The organism is Methylobacterium amylolyticum (genome assembly GCF_030700245.1).
Lineage (GTDB): Bacteria > Pseudomonadota > Alphaproteobacteria > Rhizobiales > Beijerinckiaceae > Methylobacterium.
The window spans coordinates 66,892-91,160 of sequence record NZ_JAUYZI010000005.1 but is presented as its reverse complement, the minus strand read 5'-3'; the positions used below and the strand labels follow the sequence as shown (position 1 = coordinate 91,160).

20 protein-coding genes and 1 riboswitch are annotated in these 24,269 nt (G+C 71.7%); of the genes, 14 read left to right on the top strand and 6 right to left on the bottom strand.

Annotation, left to right across the window (positions count from 1 at the left end):
- Nucleotides 1-80 precede the first annotated feature (80 nt).
- Both Q8W71_RS05625 and Q8W71_RS05620 read right to left on the bottom strand, forming a co-directional pair.
- Complete coding sequence (locus Q8W71_RS05625) at nt 81-1,424, bottom strand: MFS transporter (RefSeq protein ID WP_370875344.1); 1,344 nt, start codon at nt 1,422-1,424, stop codon at nt 81-83.
- A gap of 76 nt (nt 1,425-1,500) precedes the next feature.
- Complete coding sequence (locus Q8W71_RS05620) at nt 1,501-2,112, bottom strand: helix-turn-helix domain-containing protein (RefSeq protein ID WP_305524346.1); 612 nt, start codon at nt 2,110-2,112, stop codon at nt 1,501-1,503.
- A 70-nt stretch (nt 2,113-2,182) separates the two neighbouring features.
- Here Q8W71_RS05620 and Q8W71_RS05615 point away from each other — a divergent pair, with 70 nt between their 5' ends.
- The 4 genes from Q8W71_RS05615 (at nt 2,183) to gcvP (ending at nt 7,624) form a co-directional block, all read left to right on the top strand.
- Nucleotides 2,183-2,842: a DJ-1/PfpI family protein gene (locus tag Q8W71_RS05615; RefSeq protein ID WP_305524345.1), complete on the top strand. Its 660-nt coding sequence runs from the start codon at nt 2,183-2,185 to the stop codon at nt 2,840-2,842.
- A gap of 175 nt (nt 2,843-3,017) precedes the next feature.
- A riboswitch (glycine riboswitch) is annotated at nt 3,018-3,122 on the top strand.
- A 50-nt stretch (nt 3,123-3,172) separates the two neighbouring features.
- The gene (gene gcvT / locus Q8W71_RS05610; RefSeq protein WP_305524344.1) at nt 3,173-4,318 is read left to right on the top strand and encodes a glycine cleavage system aminomethyltransferase GcvT; all 1,146 of its coding nucleotides are present in this window, start codon (nt 3,173-3,175) and stop codon (nt 4,316-4,318) included.
- A gap of 13 nt (nt 4,319-4,331) precedes the next feature.
- Complete coding sequence (gene gcvH, locus Q8W71_RS05605; RefSeq protein WP_305524343.1) at nt 4,332-4,694, top strand: glycine cleavage system protein GcvH; 363 nt, start codon at nt 4,332-4,334, stop codon at nt 4,692-4,694.
- Between the two features lie 77 nt (nt 4,695-4,771).
- Nucleotides 4,772-7,624 (top strand): aminomethyl-transferring glycine dehydrogenase, encoded by a 2,853-nt coding sequence (gcvP, locus tag Q8W71_RS05600; protein WP_305524342.1) that lies wholly within the window; start codon nt 4,772-4,774, stop codon nt 7,622-7,624.
- A 47-nt stretch (nt 7,625-7,671) separates the two neighbouring features.
- On the opposite strand, the gene bhcR is transcribed toward gcvP, so the two are convergent.
- Nucleotides 7,672-8,484 (bottom strand): HTH-type transcriptional regulator BhcR, encoded by an 813-nt coding sequence (gene bhcR / locus Q8W71_RS05595; protein WP_305524341.1) that lies wholly within the window; start codon nt 8,482-8,484, stop codon nt 7,672-7,674.
- Between the two features lie 189 nt (nt 8,485-8,673).
- On the opposite strand from bhcR, the gene bhcA reads away from it, so the two are divergent.
- The 4 genes from bhcA to bhcD all read left to right on the top strand — a co-directional run bounded on the left by bhcA (nt 8,674) and on the right by bhcD (nt 13,076).
- Nucleotides 8,674-9,864: an L-aspartate--glyoxylate aminotransferase BhcA gene (gene bhcA, locus Q8W71_RS05590; protein WP_305524340.1), complete on the top strand. Its 1,191-nt coding sequence runs from the start codon at nt 8,674-8,676 to the stop codon at nt 9,862-9,864.
- Between the two features lie 92 nt (nt 9,865-9,956).
- Complete coding sequence (gene bhcB / locus Q8W71_RS05585) at nt 9,957-10,898, top strand: beta-hydroxyaspartate dehydratase BhcB (RefSeq protein WP_305524433.1); 942 nt, start codon at nt 9,957-9,959, stop codon at nt 10,896-10,898.
- Nucleotides 10,899-10,912: 14 nt separating this feature from the next.
- Nucleotides 10,913-12,076, top strand: a complete 1,164-nt coding sequence (gene bhcC / locus Q8W71_RS05580; protein ID WP_305524339.1) for a 3-hydroxy-D-aspartate aldolase BhcC — start codon at nt 10,913-10,915, stop codon at nt 12,074-12,076.
- 34 nt (nt 12,077-12,110) lie between these two features.
- Nucleotides 12,111-13,076, top strand: a complete 966-nt coding sequence (gene bhcD / locus Q8W71_RS05575; RefSeq protein ID WP_305524338.1) for an iminosuccinate reductase BhcD — start codon at nt 12,111-12,113, stop codon at nt 13,074-13,076.
- 100 nt (nt 13,077-13,176) lie between these two features.
- On the opposite strand, the gene Q8W71_RS05570 is transcribed toward bhcD, so the two are convergent.
- Nucleotides 13,177-14,538: an 8-oxoguanine deaminase gene (locus Q8W71_RS05570; protein ID WP_305524337.1), complete on the bottom strand. Its 1,362-nt coding sequence runs from the start codon at nt 14,536-14,538 to the stop codon at nt 13,177-13,179.
- Nucleotides 14,539-14,997: 459 nt separating this feature from the next.
- Here Q8W71_RS05570 and Q8W71_RS05565 point away from each other — a divergent pair, with 459 nt between their 5' ends.
- The 3 genes from Q8W71_RS05565 to Q8W71_RS05555 all read left to right on the top strand — a co-directional run bounded on the left by Q8W71_RS05565 (nt 14,998) and on the right by Q8W71_RS05555 (nt 18,639).
- A complete protein-coding gene (locus Q8W71_RS05565; protein ID WP_305524336.1) occupies nt 14,998-16,434 on the top strand; it encodes a nucleobase:cation symporter-2 family protein in 1,437 nt (478 codons plus the stop codon).
- Between the two features lie 117 nt (nt 16,435-16,551).
- On the top strand, nt 16,552-17,568 hold the full coding sequence (locus Q8W71_RS05560) for a hypothetical protein (RefSeq protein WP_305524335.1): 1,017 nt from the start codon (nt 16,552-16,554) through the stop codon (nt 17,566-17,568).
- Nucleotides 17,569-17,709: 141 nt separating this feature from the next.
- Complete coding sequence (locus Q8W71_RS05555) at nt 17,710-18,639, top strand: LysR family transcriptional regulator (protein ID WP_305524334.1); 930 nt, start codon at nt 17,710-17,712, stop codon at nt 18,637-18,639.
- Nucleotides 18,640-18,648: 9 nt separating this feature from the next.
- On the opposite strand, the gene uraD is transcribed toward Q8W71_RS05555, so the two are convergent.
- Entirely contained in the window at nt 18,649-19,176 is a 528-nt protein-coding gene (gene uraD, locus Q8W71_RS05550; RefSeq protein ID WP_305524333.1) for a 2-oxo-4-hydroxy-4-carboxy-5-ureidoimidazoline decarboxylase, read from the bottom strand.
- Nucleotides 19,177-19,234: 58 nt separating this feature from the next.
- On the bottom strand, nt 19,235-20,482 hold the full coding sequence (locus tag Q8W71_RS05545; RefSeq protein WP_305524332.1) for a urate hydroxylase PuuD: 1,248 nt from the start codon (nt 20,480-20,482) through the stop codon (nt 19,235-19,237).
- Nucleotides 20,483-20,772: 290 nt separating this feature from the next.
- Here Q8W71_RS05545 and uraH point away from each other — a divergent pair, with 290 nt between their 5' ends.
- The 3 genes from uraH (at nt 20,773) to Q8W71_RS05530 (ending at nt 24,199) form a co-directional block, all read left to right on the top strand.
- Nucleotides 20,773-21,126, top strand: coding sequence for a hydroxyisourate hydrolase (uraH, locus tag Q8W71_RS05540; protein ID WP_305524331.1), 354 nt, complete (start codon nt 20,773-20,775; stop codon nt 21,124-21,126).
- Between the two features lie 314 nt (nt 21,127-21,440).
- Nucleotides 21,441-23,132, top strand: a complete 1,692-nt coding sequence (locus Q8W71_RS05535) for an AMP-binding protein (RefSeq protein WP_305524330.1) — start codon at nt 21,441-21,443, stop codon at nt 23,130-23,132.
- A gap of 164 nt (nt 23,133-23,296) precedes the next feature.
- Complete coding sequence (locus Q8W71_RS05530) at nt 23,297-24,199, top strand: LysR family transcriptional regulator (RefSeq protein WP_305524329.1); 903 nt, start codon at nt 23,297-23,299, stop codon at nt 24,197-24,199.
- The last annotated feature ends 70 nt before the right edge of the window (nt 24,200-24,269 follow it).

The window sequence follows — 24,269 nt, the reverse complement described above, 5'->3', positions numbered from 1 at the left end:
GCATGTCGGGGAAACCAGTAGACGAATTTCCACGATAAGGGAACCAGAGACGGGGCCGCTGCCCATCGATTCGATGCTTCTCACCGGCGGGCGATGTCGAGATCGCGGGTCTCGACCGCCGCCAGCGTCGCCACCAGCGTCACGGCCGCGAGGCCGATCATGAACAGCGAGATCGGCCAAGTCGCGCCCGTCCAGGCCAGCAGGGAGGTGGCCACGATCGGCGACAGGCCGCCCGAGATCGCGGCGGCGACCTGGCAGCCGAGGGAGGCGCCGCTGTAGCGCACCCGCGTGCCGAACAGCTCCGGCATGAACGCCCCCTGCGGCCCGAACATCGAGGCGTGGGTCAGGCTCATGACGACGGCGATCGTGGCGGTGATGATCAGCGGGTCGCGGGTGTCGAGCAGCCGGAACACGACCAGCGCGCAGGCCGCGCTGATCACGGCGCCCGCGATGTAGATCGGCCGGCGCCCGATCCGGTCCGACAGCCAGCCGAAGAACGGCATCGTCGCGAATTCCAGCACCGCCGCCCACAGGATCGCGTCGAGGATCAGCCGCTTGGGCAGGCCCAGCGTCCCGGTCGCGTAGACGATCGAGAACACCGTCAGCAGGTAGACCCAGGCGACCTCCGAGACCTTGAGCCCCACCGCGATCAGGAAGGTGCGCGGCTGGCCGAGGATCACGTCCAGGAACGGCATCCGCGCGACGGCGCGCTCCTCCTTCACCCGGGCGAAGGCCGGGGTCTCGACGAGGCGCAGGCGCACGAACAGCGCCACCGCGATCAGCAGCGCGCTCGACAGGAACGGCACGCGCCAGCCCCAGGACAGGAAATCCGCCTCCGGCAGGCTGGTCAGGGCGAGGAAGGTGGCGGTGGACGCGGCGACCGCGGCCGGGAAGCCGACCTGGACGAGGCTGCCGTAGAGGCCGCGGCGCCCGTCCGGCGCGTGCTCGATGACCATCAGCACGGCCCCGCCCCACTCGCCGCCCACGCCGATGCCCTGGAGCAGGCGCAGGAAGACCAGCAGGGCCGGCGCCCACAGGCCGATCTCCGCGTAGGTCGGCAGGCAGCCGATCAGGAAGGTGCCGACGCCCATGATCAGCATGGTGAGCGTGAGCATCGCCTTGCGCCCGACCCGGTCGCCGAAATGCCCGAACACCACGCCGCCGAGCGGCCGCGCCGCGAACCCGACCGCGTAGGAGGCGAACGCCGCCAGAGTGCCCGCGACCGGGTCCAGGGTCGGGAAGAACAGCTTGTTGAACACCAGCGCGGCGGCGGTGCCGTAGATCAGGAAGTCGTACCACTCGACGACCGTCCCGAGCACGCTGGCCCACACGATCCGCCGCATGTTCGCCGCCGGTGCGGCGGGGCTTGCGGCCCCTGCCAGGAGCGGCGCGCCGACCAGCGCCTCAGCACCCTGTATCGCCATGGCACACCCTCTTCCCCGGTGGAGACGTTTCCAGTATGGGGGAGCAACAGGCGTGCCAGACGGTCGCTCGCGGCGTTCAGCGCATCCGCGAGGCGTCGATGACCAGGAAATACTGGCACGGGTCGGTGCCGAGATTGGTGAAGGCGTGGCCGGTGTCGGCTTCGAAGTACAGGCTGTCGCCCTCCTCGACGACGATCGCCCGCTCGCCGACGGTGGCCCGCAGGCGGCCCTTCAACACGAAGACGTACTCCGACACCCCGCGCCGGTGGGCCACGAACTCGCCGGTGCTGGCGCCGGGCGGCAGCGTGTTGAGCACCCAGTCGATGCCGCGCCCCGGCAGGACCGGCGACAGGCAGCGGCGCAGGAAGCCCGATGCCTCGTCCCGCAGCACCGGCTGGCGGCTCGCCGGGATCAGCAGCACCTCGCGCTCGATCGCCGGGGTCATCAGCCGCGAGAAGGTGACGTCCAGCGCCTCGGCCAGCCGCGACAGCACCGTGGTGGAGGGCACGGCCTCGGCACGCTCGATCTTCGAGATCATCGACCGGCTGACGCCGGCCAGCGCGCCGAGCTGTTCCAGGGAGAGACCGCGCTCCTTGCGACGGCGGCGCACCTCCTCGGCGAGCACCGCGACCTGCGAGCGCGCCTCGGCCGCGACCTGCTCGCGGCTCACCGTCGTCCCAGCCGTCATCCGACCCCGTCGAACCCCCGCTCGCCCGCGCCGTCCGGCCGGGCGATCCTCCCTGCCCGGAGCCTAGCACATGCGCGACCCGACCGCCGCCGTCCGCTTCGGGATCGTCGTGTATGACGGCGTCGAGCCGATCGACATCGGCGGGACGGTCGGCGTCGTCTCGATGGCGCGCCGGCTGCTGCCCAACCTCTCCGACGCCGTGATCGCCCGGACCGCCGGCCGCGTGACTCTGGCCGGCGGCCTCGCGATCGAGGCGCCGCACGGGTTCGCCGACGCGCCGCCCTGCGACGTCTACATCGTCTGCGGCGGACCCGGCTGGCCGGAGGCGGCCGCGGACCCGGCGCTGGAGCGCTTTCTCCGGGAGCGGCCGGCCGAGCGGCTCGCCTCGGTCTGCACCGGCGCGATGATCCTGGCGGCGGCCGGATGCCTCGACGGCCGCGCCGCGACGACCCGGCGGGGGCGGGCGGGGGCCGAGCCGGTGGCGCCCCTCGATGCCCTGCGGTCGGCGGGCGCGATCGACGCGCGCCCCGCCGTCGTGGTGGACGACGGCGTGGTGACGGGCGGCGGCGTCGCGCTCGCCATCGACGCCACGCTCTACCTGATCGGCCGGTTCTACGGGGCGGAGTCCCGCGACGCGGTGGCCCGCCTGATCGAGTACGACCGGGCCTTGCGGGCGAACGCGGAAGCGCTCGGGATCCACGTCTCCGGCGCCGGGGCTTCGGGCGGCTGACGGGCGCCTCGGCCCGCGGACGCGGCGCCTCCCGGCGTTGCGTCGCGCGGCACCCTGTGCTTATCTCAGGCCGTCCTCAAGGCGATGCGGGAGAGCCCAGCCCGACGGTCACACGTCAGGTATGGCGCCGACGGAGCAACCACCCCCGGAAACTCTCAGGCACAATCACCGTATCGTTGGACGATCTGGAGAGAGGCGCCGCACGGCGCCCACCGAAGGAGAAACCTTGCGTCTGAGGGCGCGGGGGAAGCTCTCAGGTAAGCGCGACAGATGGGGGCAGTCGGACTCACCCGCGCGGTGCGTCCGGAGGCTCTGTCGCGGAGAATCCAGATGTCGGCACCGGTCGCCGAGACCGCCCCCCTCGAACACACGCCGCTCCACGACCTGCACCTGCGCCTGGGCGCGACGATGGTGCCGTTCGCGGGCTACGCCATGCCGGTCCAGTACCCCGGCGGCGTGCTGAAGGAGCACCTGCACACGCGCGCGGCCGCCGGGCTGTTCGACGTGTCGCATATGGGCCAGATCGCGCTCCGTGCGGACGATCCGGCCGAGGCCGCCCGCGCCCTCGAAGCCCTGGTCCCGGCCGACGTGATCGGGCTGGCACCGGGCCGGCAGCGCTACGGGCTCCTCACCGACGAGGCGGGCGGCATCCGCGACGACCTGATGATCGCCCATCTCGGCGACCGGCTCGTCCTCGTCGTCAACGCCGCCAACAAGCGGGCCGACGCCGCGCACCTGCGCGCTCACCTGCCCGCCGCGATCACCGTCGACGAGCTCGATCGCGGGCTCCTCGCCCTGCAGGGGCCCGCCGCCGGGGCGGCGCTCGCGGCGCTGGCCCCCGCGACCGCCGAGATGCGCTTCATGGACGTGCGCCGCGTCGAGATCGCCGGTGCGCCCTGCTTCGTGACGCGCTCCGGCTACACCGGCGAGGACGGCTTCGAGATCTCGACGCCGCGCGCGGCCACCGCGGCGGTCGCAGAGGCGCTGCTCGCCGAGCCCGCGGTGCTGCCGATCGGGCTCGGCGCCCGCGATTCCCTGCGCCTCGAAGCCGGTCTGTGCCTCCACGGCGCCGACATCGACGCCACCACCAGCCCGGTCGAGGCCGGTCTCACTTTTGCTGTCTCGTCCGCCCGGCGCTCCGGCGGCGCGCGGCCCGGCGGCTTCCCGGGGGCGGCGCGGATCCTCACCGAGATCGCCGACGGTCCCGCCCGCCGACGGGTCGGCCTGCTCCCCGAGGGCCGCGCGCCGGTGCGGGCCGGGGCGCCCCTGTTCGCCGGGGCGGACGATTCCGCGCCGGCCGGCCGGGTCACCTCGGGCGGCTTCGGGCCGAGCCGCGGCGCGCCGGTGGCGATGGGCTACCTGCCCGCCGCGCTCGGTGAGCCCGGCACCCGCGTCTTCGCCGAGCTGCGCGGCCGGCGCCTGCCGGTGATGGTCGCCCCGCTCCCCTTCGTTCCCGCCGGCTTCAAGCGCGGCTGATCAGGAGACCCCGATGCTGAGATTCACCGAGGACCACGAGTGGCTGCGGCTGGAGGACGGGATCGCCACGGTCGGCATCACCGCCCACGCCGCCGAGCAGCTCGGCGACCTCGTCTTCGTCGAGCTGCCGAAGGTCGGAGCGCGCCTGACCAAGGGCGAGCCCGCCGCGGTGGTCGAGTCGGTCAAGGCCGCCTCCGACGTCTACGCGCCGCTGGACGGCGAGGTCACCGAGGTGAACGGCGCGGCCGTGGACGACCCGGCCGGGGTCGGCGCCGACCCGCAGGGCGCGGGCTGGCTCTACCGGATGCGCCTCTCGGACCCGGGCGCGATGGACGCGCTCATGGACGCCGCCGCCTACGACGCCCTCGACAAGTGACACCTGCGCCGACCGCCCGGCGACCCGGCCGGGCGGTCGCGACCGTATCCCAGAACACCATCCGGACAGAGCCGCCCATGACGAGCGCCGCCAGCCAGTACGACCCCTACGATTTCGCCAACCGCCGCCACATCGGCCCGACGCTCGCCGAGATCGGCGAGATGCTGGAGCGGGTCGGCGCGCCGAGCCTCGACGCGCTGATCGACGAGACCCTGCCTCCCGACATCCGACAGGCCGGCGGACTCGACTTCGGGCGGGCGCTCACCGAGCGGCGCGCGATCGAGCGGATGCGCGAGACGGCGGACAAGAACCGGCTGCTCGTCTCCCTGATCGGCCAGGGCTACCACGGCACGACCATGCCGCCCGCGATCCAGCGCAACATCTTCGAGAACCCGGCGTGGTACACGGCCTACTCGCCCTACCAGCCCGAGATCAGCCAGGGCCGGCTCGAAGCGCTGCTGAACTTCCAGACGCTGGTCTGCGACCTCACCGCCCTCGACGTCGCCAACGCCTCGCTCCTCGACGAGGCGACCGCCGCGGCCGAGGCGATGGGCATGGCCAAGCGCGTCGCGACCTCGAAGGCCGACGCGTTCTTCATCGACCGGGACTGCCTGCCGCAGACGATCGCGGTGCTGCGGACCCGCGCCGCGCCGCTCGGCTGGCGCATCGTGGTGGGCGATCCCTTCACCGACCTCGACCCCGCGGCGGTGTTCGGCGCGCTGTTCCAGTACCCCGGCGTGACCGGGGCGATCCGCGACCTCTCGGAGCCGATCGCCGCCCTGCACGGGGCCGGCGCCGTCGCGGTGGTGGCGGCCGATCCGCTGGCGCTGACGCTGCTCAAGGCGCCGGGGGAGATGGGCGCCGACATCGCGGTCGGCTCGATGCAGCGCTACGGCGTGCCGATGGGCTACGGCGGCCCGCACGCGGCCTACATGGCGACCCGCGACGCCCACAAGCGCGCGCTGCCCGGCCGGATCGTCGGCGTCTCGGTCGACGCCCGCGGCAACCGCGCCTACCGCCTCGCCCTCCAGACCCGCGAGCAGCACATCCGCCGCGAGAAGGCGACCTCGAACATCTGCACGAGCCAGGTGCTGCTCGCCGTCGTCGCCTCGATGTACGCGGTCTATCACGGGCCGATGGGGCTGAAGGCGATCGCGCAACGCGTCCACCGCGACGCGGTACGCCTCGCCGAGGGGCTGGAGCGCCTCGGCTTCACTCCCGATCACGCGGCGTTCTTCGACACGGTGACGGTGCCGGTGGGCGCCTTCCAGGGCGTGATCCTGCGCAACGCGGTGGCCAACGGCGTCAACCTGCGCAAAGTCGGTGCGGACCGGATCGGCATCACGGTGGACGAGCGCACCCGGCCGGACATCGTCCAGGCGGTGTGGCGCGCCTTCGGCGGCGACGCCCTCGCCTACGACGAGGCGTGGCCCGCGCCGCGGCTCCCGGCGGCGCTGCACCGCACCTCCGCCTACCTGACCCACCCGATCTTCCACATGAACCGGGCCGAGAGCGAGATGACGCGCTACATGCGCCGCCTCGCCGACCGCGACCTCGCCCTCGACCGGGCGATGATCCCGCTCGGCTCCTGCACGATGAAGCTCAACGCCACGGCGGAGATGCTGCCGATCTCCTGGCCGGAATTTTCGGAAATTCACCCGCACGTCCCGGCGGATCAGGCCGCCGGCTACCACGAGCTGATCGGCGACCTGTCGGAAAAACTCTGCGCGATCACCGGCTACGACGCGATCTCGATGCAGCCGAACTCCGGGGCGCAGGGGGAGTACGCGGGCCTGCTGGCGATCCGCGGCTACCACCTCTCGCGGGGCGAGGCGCACCGCACCGTCTGCCTGATCCCGTCCTCGGCGCACGGCACCAACCCGGCCTCGGCCCAGATGTGCGGGATGAGCGTGGTGGTGGTCGGCGCCGACGCGCACGGCAACGTCGACGTGGACGATTTCCGCCGCAAGGCCGAGCAGCACGCGGACAGGCTTGCCGCCTGCATGATCACCTACCCCTCGACGCACGGGGTGTTCGAGGCGCGGGTGCGCGAACTCTGCGCCATCGTCCACGAGCACGGGGGGCAGGTCTACCTCGACGGGGCGAACCTCAACGCGCTGGTCGGGCTCGCGCGGCCCGGCGACATCGGCGCCGACGTGAGCCACCTCAACCTGCACAAGACGTTCTGCATCCCGCACGGCGGCGGCGGGCCGGGCATGGGGCCGATCGGCGTCAAGGCGCACCTGATCCCGTTCCTGCCGGGCGATCCCCGCACGGGGGAGGCGGGCGCGGTCTCGGCCGCGCCGTTCGGCTCAACCTCGATCCTGCCGATCTCGTGGAGCTACTGCCTGATGATGGGCGGGCGCGGCCTCACCCAGGCCACCCGCGTCGCCATCCTCAACGCCAACTACATCGCCAAGCGTCTGGAGAGCGCCTACCCGATCCTCTACGCCGGGGCGCAGGGCCGGGTCGCGCACGAGTGCATCGTCGACCTGCGGCCGTTCCAGAAGAGCGCGGGCGTCACCAACGAGGACGTGGCCAAGCGGCTGATCGATTGCGGCTTCCACCCGCCGACCATGAGCTGGCCGGTGGCCGGTACGCTGATGATCGAGCCGACCGAGTCCGAGACCAAGGGCGAGATCGACCGGTTCTGCGACGCGATGCTGGCGATCCGCGAGGAGATCCGCGCGATCGAGACCGGCCGCGCGGACCGGGCCGACAACCCGCTCAAGAACGCGCCCCACACGGTGCAGGACCTGATCGGCGCCTGGGAGCGGCCCTATTCCCGCGAGGCGGCCTGCTTCCCGGCGGGGGCGCGGGGGATGGACAAGTACTGGCCGCCGGTCAACCGGGTCGACAACGCCTACGGCGACCGCAACCTGATGTGCAGTTGCCCGCCGCCGGAGGCCTACGACGCGGCGGCCGAGTGAGCCGCGCCGTTACCCGGTGGCCGGCCCGGCGCGCCGGGGCGACCCGGTCACCGCGGCGCGCCGAGCAACCGCGAGACGGCGGCGGCGCCCTTGCGCACCCGCTCGCCGATCTCCCGGACCCGCTCGTCGGTCACCCGGTGGGTCGGGCCCGAGACCGAGATGCCCGCCACCGCCTCGCCGTGGACGTTGAGGATCGGCGCGGCGACGCAGCGCATGCCCGTCGTGCGCTCCTCGTCGTCGATGGCGTAGCCCCGCGCGCGCGTCGCCGCGATCTCGTCGCGGAGCTGCGCGAGCGTGGCGACGGTCTTGTCCGTGAAGCGCTCCAGGTCCTTCCCCCGGAACAGCCGGTCGATCCGCGCCGGCTCGAAGGTGCCGAGCAGGGCCTTGCCGATGCCCGAGGCGTGGAGCGGGGACAGGGTGCCCGGCGGGAAGAACGCGCGAATCGTCTCGTGGGTCTCGACCTGGCTCACGAACAGGACGTGCCCCTCCTTCTCGACCCCGAGATTGGAGGTCTCGCCCGTCTCCTGCATCAGGGCCCACATCGTCGACCGGCTGCGCTCGACGACGTTGCTGCGGCGCAGGAAAGCCGAGCCGAGCCGGTAGGCCTCAGCGCCGACGTGCCATTCCTGCCGGTCGGCGCTGATCTCGACGAAGGCCCGCCGCTCCAGGGTCGCCAGGACCCGGTGCATCGTCGCGACCGACTGGTCGAGCCGGCCGGCGAGTTCCGACAGGGTCAGGCCGTCGCTGGCCGCGAGCACGTCGAGCACGTCCAGCGCCCGGTCGAGGGCCTGGATGGTGTCGGCGGGCTTGGCCCCGCCGAATCCCTTCGGCCGTCCCCTGCGGCGATTCCCAGCCTCCACGACGCCCTCCGCGCACGATCCGACCGGCCCCGCGTACCGTGAAAAAATTTTCCGCTCAACGGAAAATGCCAAGCGACTGCGCCGCCATTCGTTTTGTCTCTGGGGCCATAAATGAAAAACTTTTTCAAAAAAATATCAAACGCCGGGCACCCGTGCTACCTTTTCGGCAACGGAGGAGAGCGCCCAGCCATGTTTGCCCAGAATCCCGTCTTCATCCCCGGCCCGACCAACATGCCGGAAGTCCTGCGCCGCGCCGCCGACATGCCGACGCTCGACCATCGCTCGCCGCTGTTCGGGCAGATCCTCCATCCGGCGCTCGCCGGCGTGAAGAAGGTGCTCAAGAGCGAGGACGCGGAGGTGTTCATCTTCCCGTCGACGGCGACGGGCGGATGGGAGACGGCCCTGTCCAATACGCTCAGCCCGGGGGATACGGTGCTCGCGGCGCGCTTCGGCATGTTCAGCCACCGCTGGATCGACATGTGCCGCCGCCACGCCCTCGACGTCCGCGTCGTCGAGGCCCCGTGGGGCGAGGGCCTGCCGGCGGACCGCTTCGCGGAGATCCTGTCGGCGGACAAGGCGCACGCCATCAAGGCCGTCCTCGTCACCCACAACGAGACCGCGACCGGCGTGCGCTCCGACGTGAGCGCGGTCCGGCAGGCGCTCGACGCCGCCGGCCATCCGGCCCTGCTGCTGGTGGACGGCGTCAGCTCGATCGCGTCCATGGATTTCCGCATGGACGCCTGGGGCGTCGACGTCGCCGTCACCGGCTCGCAGAAGGGCTTCATGCTGCCGGCCGGGCTCGCCATCACGGCGTTCTCGCCGAAGGCCATGGCGGCCACCGCCACGGCGACCCTGCCGCGCACCTATTTCGACGTGCGCGACATGGCCAAGGGCTACGCCAACAACGCCTACCCCTACACGCCGGCCGTCGGCCTGCTGAACGGGCTCAAGCTGTCGACGGAACTGCTCCTGGCGGAGGGGCTGGAGAACGTGTTCGCCCGGCACCGACGCATCGCCGACGGCGTCCGCGCCGCGGTCGCGGCCTGGGGTATGCCCCTCTGCGCCGCCCGGCCGGACCTCTACTCCGACACGGTCAGCGCGATCCGCACGCCGGAGGGCTTCAACGCCACTGACATCGTCGCCCACGCCGCCCGCAAGTACGACGTCGCCTTCGGGGTCGGGCTCGGGGAGGTGGCCGGCAAGGTGTTCCGCATCGGCCATCTCGGCAGCCTCACCGACGTGATGGCCCTGTCCGGCATCGCCGCGGCGGAGATGGCCATGGTCGATCTCGGCCTGCGGGTCGAGCTGGGCTCCGGCGTCGCCGCGGCGCAGGCGGTCTACCGGAGCGCCCCGGCCTCCGACCTCCGCGCGGCGGCCTGAGGAGGATGGGCGCCGTGACCGCTGCCTCGACCATCGTCCCCGCGACGACCACCCCCTCGACGAGCCTCCCCTCGACGAGCCCCCCCGCGGCGATCCCCTCGCTCGACGACGTGCTCGCCGCGCACGAGCGCATCCGGCCGTACATCCACCGCACCCCGGTCCTGTCCTCGCGGCTCATCGACGAGGCCGCGGGCGCTGAGCTGTTCTTCAAGTGCGAGAACCTCCAGAAGGCCGGCGCCTTCAAGGCGCGCGGCGCCTCGAACGCCGTCTTCAGCCTCACCAACGCGCAGGCGGCGCGGGGGGTGGCGACGCACTCCTCCGGCAACCACGGCACCTGCCTGTCCTACGCGGCGGGCCGGCGCGGCATCCCCTGCACGGTGGTGATGCCGCGCACCGCCCCGCAGGCCAAGAAGGACGCGGTGCGCGGCTACGGCGGGCGGGTGGTGGAGTGCGAACCCTCGACCTCCTCCCGGGAGGCCGTGTTCGCGGAGGTGGTCGCGCAGACGGGCGCCGAGTTCGTGCATCCCTACAACGATCCCCGGGTGATCGCGGGGCAGGCGACCTGCGCGCGGGAACTCATCGAGCAGGTGGACGGCCTCGACGCGGTGATCGCCCCGATCGGCGGCGGCGGCATGGTGTCGGGCACCTGCCTGACGCTCGCCGGCCTCGCGCCGCACATCGCGGTCTACGCGGCCGAGCCGGAGCAGGCCGACGACGCCTACCGCAGCCTACAGGCCGGCCATATCATCGCCGACGACGCGCCGGTGACGGTGGCGGACGGGTTGAAGGTGCCCTTGAAGGACCTCACTTGGCACTTCGTCCGCCACCACGTCGCCGGCATCCTCACCGTCTCCGAAGCCGAGATCGTGGCGGCGATGCACCTGATCTGGAAGCGGCTCAAGATCGTCATGGAGCCGTCGAGCGCCGTGCCTCTCGCGGCGGTCCTGAAGAACCCCGGCGTCTTCGCGGGCAAGCGCGTGGGCGTGATCATCACCGGCGGGAACGTCGATCTCGACAAGCTGCCGTGGCAATGAAGGGAAGCACAGCGATGAACGCACACACCCGGACCGCCGAACTCGAAGTCGGCTACGACGTCCCCGCCCTGCCCGGCATGCGCGAGGACGAGATCCAGACGCCCTGCCTGATCCTCGATCTCGACGCCCTCGAGAGCAACATCCGCAAGATGGGCGACTACGCCAAGGCGCACGGCATGCGCCACCGCGCCCACGGCAAGATGCACAAGTCGGTCGATGTCCTGAAGCTGCAGCAGAGCCTCGGCGGCGCCTGCGGCGTCTGCTGCCAGAAGGTCTCGGAGGCGGAGGTGTTCGCCCGCGCCGGGATCACCGACATCCTCGTCTCGAACCAAGTGCGCGACCCGGCCAAGATCGACCGGCTCGCCCGCCTGCCGCGCTACGGCGCCCGGGTCATCGTCTGCCTCGACGACGTGGCCAACGTCGCCGAGCTCTCGGCGGCCGCGCAGCGGCACGGCACGCAGCTCGACGGCTTCGTCGAGATCGATTGCGGCGCCGGGCGCTGCGGCGTGAAGACTGCGGCGGACGTGGTCGCCATCGCCAAGGCCATCGACGCGGCCCAGAACCTGCGCTTCGCCGGGATCCAGGCCTACCAGGGGGCGATGCAGCACATTGATTCCTACGAGGAGCGGCGCGCCAAGCTCGACGCCGCCATCGCCCAGGTGCGCGAGGCCGTCGAGGCGCTCAAGCGCGAGGGGCTGGAGCCGGAACTCGTCAGCGGCGGCGGCACCGGCAGCTACTATTTCGAGGCCGGCTCGGGCATCTACAACGAGCTGCAATGCGGCAGCTACGCCTTCATGGACGCCGATTACGGCCGCATCCGCGACCAGGACGGGCAGCGCATCGACGCGGGCGAGTGGAAGAACGCGCTGTTCATCCTCACCAGCGTGATGAGCCACGCCAAGGCCGACAAGGCGATCTGCGATGCCGGGCTGAAGGCGCAATCGGTCGATTCCGGCCTGCCCTTCGTCTTCGGGCGCGACGACGTGAAATACGTCAAGTGCTCCGACGAGCACGGGGTGATCGACGATCCCGACGGTCGGCTGAAGGTCAACGACAAGCTGCGGCTGGTCCCTGGCCACTGCGATCCGACCTGCAACGTGCACGACTGGTACGTCGGCGTCCGCAACGGCAAGGTCGAAGCGCTCTGGCCGGTCTCGGCCCGCGGCAAGGCGTATTGAAGCCCCAACCCGCGCGCGAAGGGAGAGCACGCCCATGATCATCGTTCCGGAGCGCGCCATCGAGGGCCTCGTCACGGCGGCGGACTGCTTCGCCGCCGTCGAGAAGGTCTTCGCCTCGATGGCCAAGCGCAGCGCCCGCAACTTCCCGGTGGTGCGCGAAGCGATCGGCCACGCCGACGCGCTCTACGGCTTCAAGTCCGGCTTCGACCGGGAGAGCTTGGCGCTCGGCCTCAAGGCCGGCGGCTTCTGGCCCGGCAACGGCGAGAAGGGCCTCACCAACCACCAGTCGACGGTGTTCCTGTTCGACGCGGATACGGGCCGTTGCCGCGCCGTGGTCGGGGGCAACCTCCTCACCGCCCTGCGCACGGCGGCGGCCAGCGCGATCTCCATCCGCTACCTCGCCCGGAAGGACGCCCGCGTGCTCGGCATGATCGGCGCCGGCCACCAGTCGGCGTTTCAGCTCCGGGCGGCCCTCGGTCAGAGACCCTTCGAGAAGATCCTCGCCTGGAACCTGCACCCCGGCATGTTCGGCCGGCTGGAGGCGGTGGCCCGGGAGCACGGGGTGCCGTTCGAGGCGGTCGATCTCGACCGGCTCGGCGCCGAGGCCGACGTGATCGTGACGATCACCTCCTCCTTCGACCCGATCCTGAAGGCGTCCCAGGTGCGCCCCGGGACGCATCTCGCCTGCATGGGGACGGACACCCGGGGCAAGCAGGAGGTCGAGGCCCAGATCCTCGCCGCCGCCACGGTGTTCACCGACGAGGTCGCGCAATCGACCAGCATCGGCGAGGCGCAGCACGCGGTGGCGAGCGGGCTGCTGGCCGCGGACGCCATCGTCGAGATCGGCGCGGTGATCAACGGCGACCATCCCGGCCGGGCTTCGACGCAGGAGATCACCCTGTTCGACGGGACGGGCGTGGGCTTGCAGGATCTCGCCGTGGCCTCCGCGGCGGTCGATCTGGCGGTCGCCAAGGGCCTCGCCGTCGAGGTCGATTTCTGATCCTCGACCCATCTGCTTCGCGAGCGGCGGGAAACGACGACCCGGGGCGGCGCCGCATCGACGGATGTGGCGTCGCCCCCGTTCGCGTCACGTCCCGGCTTTACGCCACCTCGTCCCGCACCAGCGCGGCGGCGAGCGCGTTGTGGCGGGCGGCCAGCGCCGTTTCATCGAGCGTTTCGAGGCGGCCCTCCCGCACCACGATCCGGCCGTCGATGATGCTCCAGGCCACGCGCTGCGGGGCGCAGAAGGCCAGCGCCGCGACGGGGTCGTGCAGGGCCCCGGCCATCGCGATGCCGCGCAGGTCGAAGGCGACGATGTCGGCCGCCATGCCGGGGGCGAGCGCGCCGATGTCGTCCCGGTTCAGCACCGTCGCCCCGCCGCGTGTGGCGATCTCCAGCGCCTCCCGCGCGGTCATCGCCGCCGGCCCGTGCCCGACGCGCGCCAGCAGCATCGCCTGCCGCGCCTCGCCGAGCATGTGGGAGCCGTCGTTGGAGGCCGAGCCGTCCACCCCCAGCCCCACGGGCACGCCCGCGCACCGCATCCGCCGGACCGGCGCGATCCCCGAGGCGAGACGCATGTTCGAGCAGGGGCAGTGGGCGACCCCCGTGCCGGTGCGGCCGAACAGGGCGATCCCGGCCGCGTCGAGCTTGACGCAGTGGGCGTGCCAGACGTCGGGCCCGGTCCAGCCGAGATCCGCGGCGTACTCCGCCGGGGTCATGCCGAATGTTTCCAGGCTGTAGCGGACGTCGTCGTCGTTCTCCGCCAGATGCGTGTGCAGGCCGACGCCGGTGCGGCGCGCGAGGTCGGCGGCCTCGCGCATGAGGGCGCGGCTGACCGAGAAGGGCGAGCACGGCGCCACCACGATCCGCCGCATCGCGAACCGCGACGGGTCGTGCCAGCGCTCGATCAGCCGCTGCGCGTCCTTGAGGATCGCGGCCTCGTCCTCCACCACCGCGTCGGGGGGCAGGCCGCCCGCGCTCTCGCCGACGCTCATCGCGCCGCGGGCGGCGTGGAAGCGCATCCCGATCTCCGCGGCTCCCTCGATCGAATCGTCGAGGCGGCAGCCGTTCGGGTAGATGTAGAGGTGATCGCTCGACGTGGTGCAGCCCGAGAGGATGAGCTCGGCCATCGCGGTCTGGGTCGAGACGCGGATCATCTCCGGCGTCATCCGCGCCCAGATCGGGTAGAGCGCCTTCAGCCAGCCGAACAGGTCGGCATCCTGCGCCGCGGGCACGGCGCGGGTCAGCGTCTGGTACATGTGGTGGTGGGTGTTCACGAGGCCCGGCAGGACCGCGTGGCCGCGCATGTCGAGCACCGTGTCCGCCTGCGCGGGCACCTCGGCCGCGGCGCCGACCGCGACGATCCGGTTGTCCTCCACGTAGACCGCGCCGCCTCGGATCTCGCGGCGGCCCGCGTCCATCGTCACGAGGACGTCGGCGTTCGTCAGGAGCAGGGAGGTCATCGCGTCTCTCCGGGCGCGCCGCGGGGCGGCGCCGGACAGGCCGCGCCGCGCCCCCACGGCCAGATGCCGCGTGATCGCGGCAGGAACGCCGTGCCGGGCACGCCGCTTCGGGGCCGTCAGCGAAGGACAGCATACGGGCGCTTGCGCGACCGACCTTAGCGAGTTTTCGCAAACTGCTTCCGAAATCCGCGGCTGGCATTCGCCGCTGGCCATGCAAGTTTCGAATGGCCGGCCCAGTCGGCAGCGCATGACACCGAATGCGGCGCGCGACGCCGATCCTTTCCCGGCCGGACCGCGCCGCAAGCCCGACCGGGCGAGGCGGCGACACCCCCTGCGCCCGGCCTGAACCCCGCCTCGGACGGCCCGGACCCGGAAGAGGTCCGGTCCCCGGCGCGGAACCCTGACGACACCATCACGGGACGACGCCCCACGAGGTCCCGGCTGGCGGAGGACACACCCATGACGGATCTGCCCGGGACCCCGCGCGAGGTCGACGCGGTCGACACGGTCCCGCCCCTGCCGAAGCTCCTCGCCTACGGGGTGCAGCACGTGCTGGTGATGAGCGCGGGGGCGGTGGCGCCGCCGCTCATTCTCGGCGCCGCCATGAACCTGCCCGCCGAGACCGTCGCCTACCTCATCAACTGCGACCTCCTGGTGACGGGCCTCGCGATCCTGATCCAGTCCCTCGGGATCGGGATGTTCGGCGTCCGGCTGCCGGTCATCATGGGCGTCAGCTTCGCCTCGGTCGGCCCGATGGTGGCGATGGCGCAGGATCCGACGATCGGCCTGCCCGGCATCTTCGGGGCGACGATCGGGGCCGGGATCTTCGGGCTGCTGCTGCGCCCGTTCTTCGCCCGCATGGCGGGCTTCTTCCCGCCGCTCGTCACCGGCACCGTCATCCTGATCATCGGCATCACGCTGCTGCCGGTCGGCATCAACTGGGCCGGCGGGGGAATGGGCGCGGCCAATTTCGGGGCGCCGATGCATCTCGGGGTCGCGGCCTTCGTGCTGGCGGTGATCCTGGTGGTCAGCCGCTTCGCCACAGGCTTCGTGGCCAACATCGCGGTGCTGATCGGCCTCGTCGCCGGCCTGTGCGTGGCGTGGCCGCTCGGCCTGTTTCACCTCGACGGGCTCGCCGACCGGCCGCTCGTCGCCCTCGTCGCCCCGTTCCACTTCGGCTGGCCGACCTTCCACCTCACGGCGATGGCGGCGATGTGCATCGTGATGATGGTGACGCTGGTCGAGTCGACCGGCATGTTCCTCGCGGTCGGCGACATCGTCGGGCGCCCGGTGGATCGGCGCACCCTGACCCGGGGCCTGATGGCGGACTCGCTCTCGACCCTGATCGCGGGCTGCCTCAACACCTTCCCGCACACCTCCTTCTCCCAGAACGTCGGGCTGGTGAACATGACGCGGGTCCGCAGCCGCTACGTCACCGCCGCGGCCGGCTGCATCATCCTCGCCCTCAGCCTCCTGCCGAAGGTCGCCTTCGTGGTCGCCTCGATCCCGCCGGCCGTGCTCGGCGGTGCCGGCATCGTGATCTTCGGCATGGTCGCCGCCGCGGGCCTCAAGATCGTCGGCGCCGCCGATCTCGGGGATCGGCGCAACCAGATCGTCGTCGCGGTGAGCATCGGCCTCAGCCTGATCCCGATGGCGGCGCCGAAGCTGTTCGCCGCCACGGCGCCGGACTGGGCCGGCCCGATCCTGCACAGCGGCATCACGCTGGGCGCGATCGGCGCCATCGTCCTCAACCTGCTGCTCAACTCGGACCGTCTCGGCGCCGGAGCCCAGCACGCCCCGGCCGAGCACGCCCCGGTCGAGCCCACCCCGGTCGAGAACACCCCCGTCGACTTGGCGCCGGCCTTCCCCCGCGCGGCCGCCCTCGACCGGGCCTGAGGGGACCGGTCGCGCCCGGTCCCACCGGGTGCGGCTCTCGACGGCGCGGCGCCGCGAAGGCCGGCACCGTCATCGCCGCCGCAGCATGCGGGCTGGCAGGCAGGTTCGGAGGCGGACATGACGATGGCGTGTCGGATCGCGGCCGCGCTGGTGCCGCTCGGGATGACGTGTGCGGCCGGGGCGCAGGAGCTCGGGACGGCGTCCTCGGCGCCGGTCGCGCCCGAGGCGACGACGGTGGTGAGGGATGGCCCGTTCTTCCTGTTCGCCGACACCCAGGTCAGCTACCGCTACCAGTTCCCCAGCGTCGCGCCCGGCGTGCAGATCCGGCGTCCGGACGGGAGCTTCGTCAGCCGCGAGGCGCCCAAGCAGATCCTCAACATCTCCCACGCCGACGCCTGGGACTACGGGACGAACTTCTTCTCCCTCGACATCCTGAAGTCCGGCTCGCAGTTTCCGGCCGGCACCACCAACCCGCCGGGCTCGATCGCCGCCCCGCTGGTGGCCGATTACGGCAACACCGAAGCCTACGGGCTCTACCGCGGCACGCTGAGCCTCAACGCGCTGACCGGCTCGAAGGCCTTCACCGTCCCCGGCCTCGTCAAGGGCGTGTCCCTCGCCTTCGGCTTCGACGCGAACACGCAGAACAACGCCTTCGGCGCGAAGAAGCGGGCCGTCGTCGGCGGCCTGAACATCGCCTTCGACGTGCCCGCCGGCTTCCTCAATCTCTCCGTGCAGGCCTACAAGGAGTGGAACCGGAACGGCTTCAACGTCCAGCCCGACCGGGACCAGAGCTTCGAGACCGTCCCCGAGTTCGAGCTGGTCTACAGCTTCCCCCTGGCCTTCACCGGGCTGCCGCTCAGCGTGGTCGGCTTCAACAACGTCGTGCTGCCCAAGGGCCGGGGCGTGCGCAACGCGGCGGCCTTCGCCTTCAACCGGCCGCGCGGGCTGGAAGTCCTCTCCCGCACCAACCTCGTCCTCGACGTCGGCAAGCTCGTCTACGACCAGCCCAACCGGGTCGATGTCTTCGTCGGCTTCCAGTACTGGCACAACAAGTTCGGCAACGTCGAGACCTCCACCTTCAAGGGCACCGAGGAGAAGAGCTTTCTGGCCGGCGTCGCCTTCCACGTCTTCTGAGGCGCGGCGGCCGGGGCGATGACCCTTCGGCCGCCGAGCGGGCGGCCGGCGATGAAGGTCTCGGGCCGTGAGCTGCATATCGATCGCAGCGTCCGGGACATCGCATTGACAGTCTCAAGCCGTTTCTGAAGATCGCAGATCATGATCTCGCTCGAGAGCATCCGCATCTTCATGCGCTCGGCGGAGACCGGCAGCTTCTCGGCCGCCGGCCGCGCGCTCCGGCTGTCGCCCTCGGTGATCAGCTACCGGATCCAGACCCTGGAGGAGCATCTCGGCTGCCTGCTCCTCACCCGGACGACGCGGCGCATGAGCCTCACGGAGGCCGGCCGCATCTTCTACGAGCGGTGCCTCGACATCGCCGCGGCGGTGGAGCAGGCGGAGAAGAGCGTCGAGACCGCGGGGGCGGCGCCGCGGGGCGCGCTGAGGGTCACGGCGCCGCTGGGTCTCGGCCGGCGGGTGGTCGCGCCCCTGGTTCCGCGCTTCCGCGCCCGCCACGGCGAGACGGACGTGCACCTGCGCCTGTCCGAGCACCTCCTCGACCTCGTGCAGGAGGCGGTCGACGTCGCGGTCCGCCTGTCGCAGATGCGCGATTCCACCTTCACCCTGCGGAAGGTCGCCGAGATCGAGCGGGTGCTGTGCGCGGCGCCGGGCTATCTGGAGCGGTGCCCCGCCCCGTCCGAGCCGGCCGACCTGCTGCACCACGATTGCCTGCTGCTGCGCTTTCCGGGCTCCGAGCAGTTCCGCTGGACCCTGGTCGACGGACAGGAGACGGTGACCCTTCCGGTCTCGGGGCACATCGACGCCGACGACGGCGAGACGCTCACCGACTGGGCGCTGGCCGGGGAGGGGATCGTGCTGAAGCCCCTGTTCGAGGTCGCGGCCCATCTCGCGGACGGGCGTCTCGTCGAGGTCCTGCCGCACACCCCGCCGACGACGGTGACGCTCGGCCTGCTGTACCCGTCGCGCAAGATGCTCGCGGCCCGGACCAAGACCTTCGTGGACATGACGCACGAGGCCCTGCGCGCGCACGTGACCGATCAGCTCGCGCTCGTCGGCCGGCGGCCGGCCTGACGGCGCGCGTCAATCCGCGACGCGGTCTTCATCCGCGACGAGGGCTTCCAGGCGCAGCGCCGCGATCCGCCCCACCTGCCGCAGGGCCTCGGCCCGCTCGGCGTCCGGCCCGTTGCCGAGGCGCTGCTCCAGGCGCGCCAGGATCGCGTCCCGGTCGAGGCCCCGGACGGCGATGATGAACGGGAAGCCGAACCTGTCGGCGTAGGCCCGGTTGAGATCCTGCATCCGGGCGACGGCCGGGGCGGGGCCGTCGAGCAGGCCGCTTCCGCCCTGCTCGCGCATCGAGTGCGCCGTGATCTCGCCCCGGAGCGCGTCCCGCCCGGCGAGTTCGGGGTGGGCGCGCAGCAGGGCGAGCTGGCGCGGGCGGTCCGCCCCTGCCACCGCCGCCTCCATCGCCGCGTGCAGATCCGCGCGCGCGGCGAAGGGCGCGCGCTCGAACGCGGCTTCGGCGACCCAGGGAGAATGCTCGTAGACCTCGCCGAGCAGGGACACGAAGGCGTCCCGCTTCAGGGCGCCGAGGGCGGCGATGGCGATCATGGGGGCGTCCTTTCGTGGAGGGGGGCGCCGCCGACGCCCCGAGGGAATCGCGGATCGCTCAGCGCGCGGCCAGCCAGCGGGCGAGTTCGTCCCGCTCCTCGGGCTGCATGTCGGTGACGTTGTTCGGCGGCATCGCGTGGGTCAGCACGGCCTGGACGCGGATGGCCGGCGCGAAGCGCGCCACGTGCTCGGGGCTGTCGAGCAGCACGCCCTTGGGCGCGCTCCCGAGGTCCGGCCACAGCGGTTCGGCGGCGTGGCACATCGCGCAGCGCGTCCCGATCACGGCCATCACCGCGTCGTCGACCGCGGGCGCCCGCGCCGCGGCGAGGCTGACCGTCGGCGCGGGGCCGGGCTCCGGACTGGGCGCGGCGGCGGTCAGGCCGATGCGCTCGCGCGCCGCCGGGTTGGAGGCGACGCTGATGGCGACCGCCACCGCCACGCAGGCCGCGGCGACGCCCCAGGTCCACCAGCGGTCGCCGCCGCCGGCATTGCGCACGTTGAAGAAGTGCCGGACAACCCCGCCCGCGATCACCACGAGGCCGACGATCCCCCAACTGTAGGGCGAGGACCACGCCATCGGGTAGTGGCCCGACAGCATGAAGAACAGCACCGGCAGGGTCAGGTAGTTGTTGTGGGACGACCTGTTCTTCGCCTGCTTGCCCCAGTCCGGGTTCGGCACCCGGCCCGCGACCAGTTCGGCGATGGCCTTGCGCTGGTTCGGCATGATCACGAAGAAGACGTTGCCGGTCATCCAGGTCGCGATCAGGGCACCGGTGTGCAGCATCGCGGCCCGCCCGGAGAAGACCTGCTGGAAGCCGTAGGCGAAGGCGACGACGGTCAGGAACACCGCGGCCGCCAGCAGCGGCGGCCGGTTCGCCAGGGGCGAGCGGTTGAGGCGATCGTAGATCAGCCAGCCGAGCGCCAGCGCGCCGATGCCGACCAGCGCCCCGGTCATCGGCGTGATCACGCGCACCGCCGGATCGATCAGGTAGAGGTCGGCCTGCCCGTAATAGACCCAGCACAGCAGCGCGAAGCCCGACAGCCAGGTCGAGTAGGATTGCCATTTGTGCCAGATCAGGTGGTCGGGCATCCGGTCGGGGGCGACCAGATACTTGCGCACCTGATAGAAGCCGCCGCCGTGCACCTCCCAGGCCTCGCCGCCCTTGCCGGCCGGGATCGCCGCGATCGAGCGCAGGCTCGCGTCGAGGTGCATGAAGTAGAACGACGCGCCGATCCAGGCGATCGCGGCGACGACATGGGTCCAGCGAATGAGGAAGCCGCCCCATTCGTGCAGGATCGGGTACATGGGAGGGCCATCCTCTTGCCAGGGGTGATCCCGCGAGACGGGGCGGCCTGCCCGGGCTCGGCTTCGAGGATCGCTGCCGGACGGTGTGCCCCGAAGCCGGGCCCGGGACGAGCGGGCGGAAAGCCAAGGACTTTCAAAACGGTTCGATAAATGGCGGCCCCTTTCCGGGTTGCGCGGGCGGCCTGCCGCGTGCTCGTCTCGCGCGTCCCGAACGCCTCCCGCCCGAATGCCCCCCGCCCGAGCGGGTGCCGCGGCCTTGCGGGGCTCAAACCTCCCGAAGGATCCTCGCCATGGGCCATCTCTCGACACACGTGCTCGACACCGCGGCGGGCCGGCCGGCCGCGGGCGTGACGATCGAGCTGCGCCGCCTCGCCGCCGACGGGTCGGCGGAGCGCGTCGCGTCCCGCGTCACCAATGCCGACGGACGCACCGACCGCCCGCTGCTCGACGGCGCGACCCTGGCGGCGGGCACCTACGAGCTTCTGTTCCACGTCGGCGCCTACTTCGCCGCGGCCGGCGCTGGGGCCGAGCCCCCCTTCCTCGACGTCGTGCCGGTCCGGTTCGGGGTGTCGGATCCCGACGGGCGCTACCATGTCCCGCTGCTGATCACCCCGTGGAGCTACGCGACCTACCGCGGAAGCTAAGTTGGGCGCAGCAGGCCGCGACGACGGGGCGTGGCGACCGATTGTCAGCTCTGTACGAATTTACTATCGTTGGTCTTGCAAACAACTGTGGTCCGATTCGGAGATTTTCGATGCAATCCAGCGGTGTCGAAACGGCCCCGTGAACTGAAAGTCTGCTTCGGCGAGACGGCGCATGCCCTGTGCGTCCACGTCGCCGGACGCCGACCGGCCGGGGAACGTTCGGCCGGACCGCCGGATCAGACGCGATCCGTCCCCGCCGGAGAGATCGCGTCCGCGCGCCGGTGTCCGTGGTCCGAACAAGGCAGGGAGAGGTCATGCGAGGGCAGCCGAGCTACGTCCACGGCGCGAGCGACGTGCCGCTGCTCAGCGCGACGATCGGCCAGCAGCTCGACGAGACGGCCGCGCGATGGCCGGACCGGCCGGCCCTGATCGTGCCGCCGCAGGACGTGCGCTGGACATGGGCGGCGTTGCGCGCGCGCGTCGACCGGCTCGCGGCGGGCCTCCTGACCCTCGGCCTGAAGCGGGGCGACCGCATCGGCATCTGGTCGCTCAACCGGGCCGAGTGGGTCCTGACCCAGTTCGCCGCCGCCAAGGCCGGTCTCGTCCTCGTCTCGATCAATCCGGCCTACCGCCTGTCGGAACTCGAATTCGCGCTCAACGCGGTCGGCTGCCGGGCGCTCGTGACGGCCACGGCGTTCAGGACTAGCGACTACCTCGGGATGCTGACGGCGCTCGCCCCGGAACTCGCGACCTGCGCGCCGGGCGCCCTGTCGGCCGCGCGCCTCCCGCACCTGCGCAGCGTGATCCAGATCGGGGGGCCGCCGGCGCCGGGCACCATCCCCTTCGAGGCGGTGTCCGACCGGGGCGGTGACGCGGAGCGCGCCGCACTCCGGGAATGCGAGGCGGATCTCCAGTTCGACGACCCGATCAACATTCAGTTCACCAGCGGCACCACCGGCCAGCCGAAGGGCGTGACGCTGACGCACCACAACATCCTCAACAACGGCTACTTCGTCGGCCGCGCCATGCGGCTGACCCCCGAGGACAGGATCTGCATCCCGGTGCCGCTCTACCACTGCTTCGGCATGGTGATGGGCAACCTCGCCGCCGTCACCCACGGCTGCGCCATGGTCTATCCGGGCGAGGGCTTCGATCCCCTCGCCACGCTGAGGACGGTCGAGGCGGAAGCCTGCACCGCGCTCTACGGCGTGCCGACGATGTTCATCGCCCAACTGGACCATCCGGACTTCGCGCGGTTCGACTTCGGCTCCCTGCGCACCGGCATCATGGCCGGCGCGCCCTGTCCGATCGAGGTGATGCGGCGGGTCCAGCAGGTGATGAACATGCGCGACATCACCATCGCCTACGGCATGACGGAGACGAGCCCGGTCAGCTTCCAGAGTTCCGTCGACGATCCGCTGGAGCGGCGCGTCACGACGGTGGGGCGCGTGCAGGCGCATATCGAGGTCAAGATCGTGGACGCGCAGACCCGCGTCCTGCCGCGCGGGGAACCGGGCGAGCTCTGCACCCGCGGCTATTCCGTGATGACCGGCTACTGGAACGAGCCGGAGAAGACCGCCGAAGTCCTCGATGCCGCCGGCTGGATGCACACGGGCGATCTCGCCGTCCTCGACGCCGAGGGCTACTGCAAGATCGTCGGCCGGATCAAGGACTTGGTCATCCGCGGCGGCGAGAACCTCTACCCGCGCGAGATCGAGGAGTACCTGTTCCGGCACCCGAGCATCCAGGAGGCGCAGGTCTTCGGGGTGGCGGATTCCAAGTACGGCGAGGAACTCTGCGCGTGGATCCGGCTGCGCGACGGTGCCGTGCTGACCGCCGACGATGTGCGCGCCTTCTGCCAGGGTCAGATCGCCCACCAGAAGATCCCGCGCTACATCGAGTTCGTCGACGCCTTCCCGATGACGGTCACCGGCAAGGTCCAGAAGTTCCTCATGCGCGCGGCGGTCGAGGAGCGGCTCGGCCTGAAGCGCGCGGAGACCGCGTAGCGCCGCGTCTCGACGCGCTCACGCGCGCCGAACCGGCATCCCCGTCGGCGGCGCGCGCTGGCGCTGAGGACCGCTTCGCGCCGTGGTACGGTTGCACCGCGAGCGGGAACGGCCCCAAGATCCGTCCGCGGCCCAGAGTGTCCGGTGTTCGTGCGGCGCAGGTCATGGAGCTTCGGCATCTCCGGTATTTCGCTGCGGTGGCGCAGCATCTCAACTTCACGGCCGCCGCCGACGATCTCGGCGTTTCGCAGCCGTCCCTGAGCCAGCAGATCCGTGATCTCGAACGGGAGATCGGCGTCAACCTGTTCGCGCGGTCGAGCCGGCGCGTCACGCTGACCGCCGCGGGGGAAGACTTCCTGCGCAGCGCGCGGGCGATCCTCGTCCAGGCCGCCGACGCCGTGGACCGGGCGCGGACCATCGGCACCGGCACCGCCGGCATCCTGAACATCGGCATGACGAGTTCGGTCCTCGTCGGACCCCTCGGCGCCCTGATCCGCGCGTTCGAGCAGCGGTACCAGGGGGTGGACGTGCGCATCCACGAGATGGCGCCGGGCGATCAGATCGCCGCCCTGAAGGCGCACCGGACCGACCTGAGCTTCCTGCGCAGCCCCCCCGACGAGCCCGACCTCGCCGGGGAGGTGGCGTGGCGGGAGCGCCTGTGCGTCGCGCTGCCGGCGGGGCACGCCCGCGCCGGGGACGGCAGCGTCCCCATCGACGTCTTCAGGACCGAGCGCCTGATCTCCCTGCGCCTCGACAGTTCCCGCTTCGCGGACGAGATCTTCCGGGGCTGCCTCGCGCTGGGTTTCACCCCGGACATCTCCCAGCAGGTCCGGGAGGCCTCGTCGCTGATCAGCCTGGTCGCCACGGGCTTCGGCCTCGCCATCATCCCGGAATTTGTGGGGCGCGCGAACCACCCCGGCGTCGTCGTCCTGCCGATCGACCCGCCGTTCCTGTCGGCGGATGTCCACGCCGTGCACCACCGGCGAAAGGGACCCGTGGTCGACAAGTTCCTGGCCCTGATCCGCGCGGAGGCGGCGGGGCTGGCCGAGACCTTCCGGAGGCGGTGACCCGCTCACGGATCGGCGCGATCCAGAGGCATAGCCTATCAATCGAGCCGAACAACATATTGGACCACGG

Bases quoted from the DNA above. Each gene is read 5' to 3' on its own strand.
- gcvP (WP_305524342.1), top strand. From the start codon at position 4,772: ATGACGAGCGCCGCCAGCCAGTACGACCCCTACGATTTCGCCAACCGC.
- bhcD (WP_305524338.1), top strand. From the start codon at position 12,111: ATGATCATCGTTCCGGAGCGCGCCATCGAGGGCCTCGTCACGGCGGCG.
- bhcA (WP_305524340.1), top strand. From the start codon at position 8,674: ATGTTTGCCCAGAATCCCGTCTTCATCCCCGGCCCGACCAACATGCCG.
- Q8W71_RS05620 (WP_305524346.1), bottom strand. From the start codon at position 2,112: ATGACGGCTGGGACGACGGTGAGCCGCGAGCAGGTCGCGGCCGAGGCG.
- uraH (WP_305524331.1), top strand. From the start codon at position 20,773: ATGGGCCATCTCTCGACACACGTGCTCGACACCGCGGCGGGCCGGCCG.
- gcvH (WP_305524343.1), top strand. From the start codon at position 4,332: ATGCTGAGATTCACCGAGGACCACGAGTGGCTGCGGCTGGAGGACGGG.
- Q8W71_RS05555 (WP_305524334.1), top strand. From the start codon at position 17,710: ATGATCTCGCTCGAGAGCATCCGCATCTTCATGCGCTCGGCGGAGACC.
- uraD (WP_305524333.1), bottom strand. From the start codon at position 19,176: ATGATCGCCATCGCCGCCCTCGGCGCCCTGAAGCGGGACGCCTTCGTG.
- Q8W71_RS05530 (WP_305524329.1), top strand. From the start codon at position 23,297: ATGGAGCTTCGGCATCTCCGGTATTTCGCTGCGGTGGCGCAGCATCTC.
- bhcC (WP_305524339.1), top strand. From the start codon at position 10,913: ATGAACGCACACACCCGGACCGCCGAACTCGAAGTCGGCTACGACGTC.
- Q8W71_RS05545 (WP_305524332.1), bottom strand. From the start codon at position 20,482: ATGTACCCGATCCTGCACGAATGGGGCGGCTTCCTCATTCGCTGGACC.
- Q8W71_RS05560 (WP_305524335.1), top strand. From the start codon at position 16,552: ATGACGATGGCGTGTCGGATCGCGGCCGCGCTGGTGCCGCTCGGGATG.
- Q8W71_RS05565 (WP_305524336.1), top strand. From the start codon at position 14,998: ATGACGGATCTGCCCGGGACCCCGCGCGAGGTCGACGCGGTCGACACG.
- Q8W71_RS05615 (WP_305524345.1), top strand. From the start codon at position 2,183: ATGCGCGACCCGACCGCCGCCGTCCGCTTCGGGATCGTCGTGTATGAC.
- Q8W71_RS05535 (WP_305524330.1), top strand. From the start codon at position 21,441: ATGCGAGGGCAGCCGAGCTACGTCCACGGCGCGAGCGACGTGCCGCTG.
- Q8W71_RS05625 (WP_370875344.1), bottom strand. From the start codon at position 1,424: ATGGCGATACAGGGTGCTGAGGCGCTGGTCGGCGCGCCGCTCCTGGCA.
- gcvT (WP_305524344.1), top strand. From the start codon at position 3,173: ATGTCGGCACCGGTCGCCGAGACCGCCCCCCTCGAACACACGCCGCTC.
- Q8W71_RS05570 (WP_305524337.1), bottom strand. From the start codon at position 14,538: ATGACCTCCCTGCTCCTGACGAACGCCGACGTCCTCGTGACGATGGAC.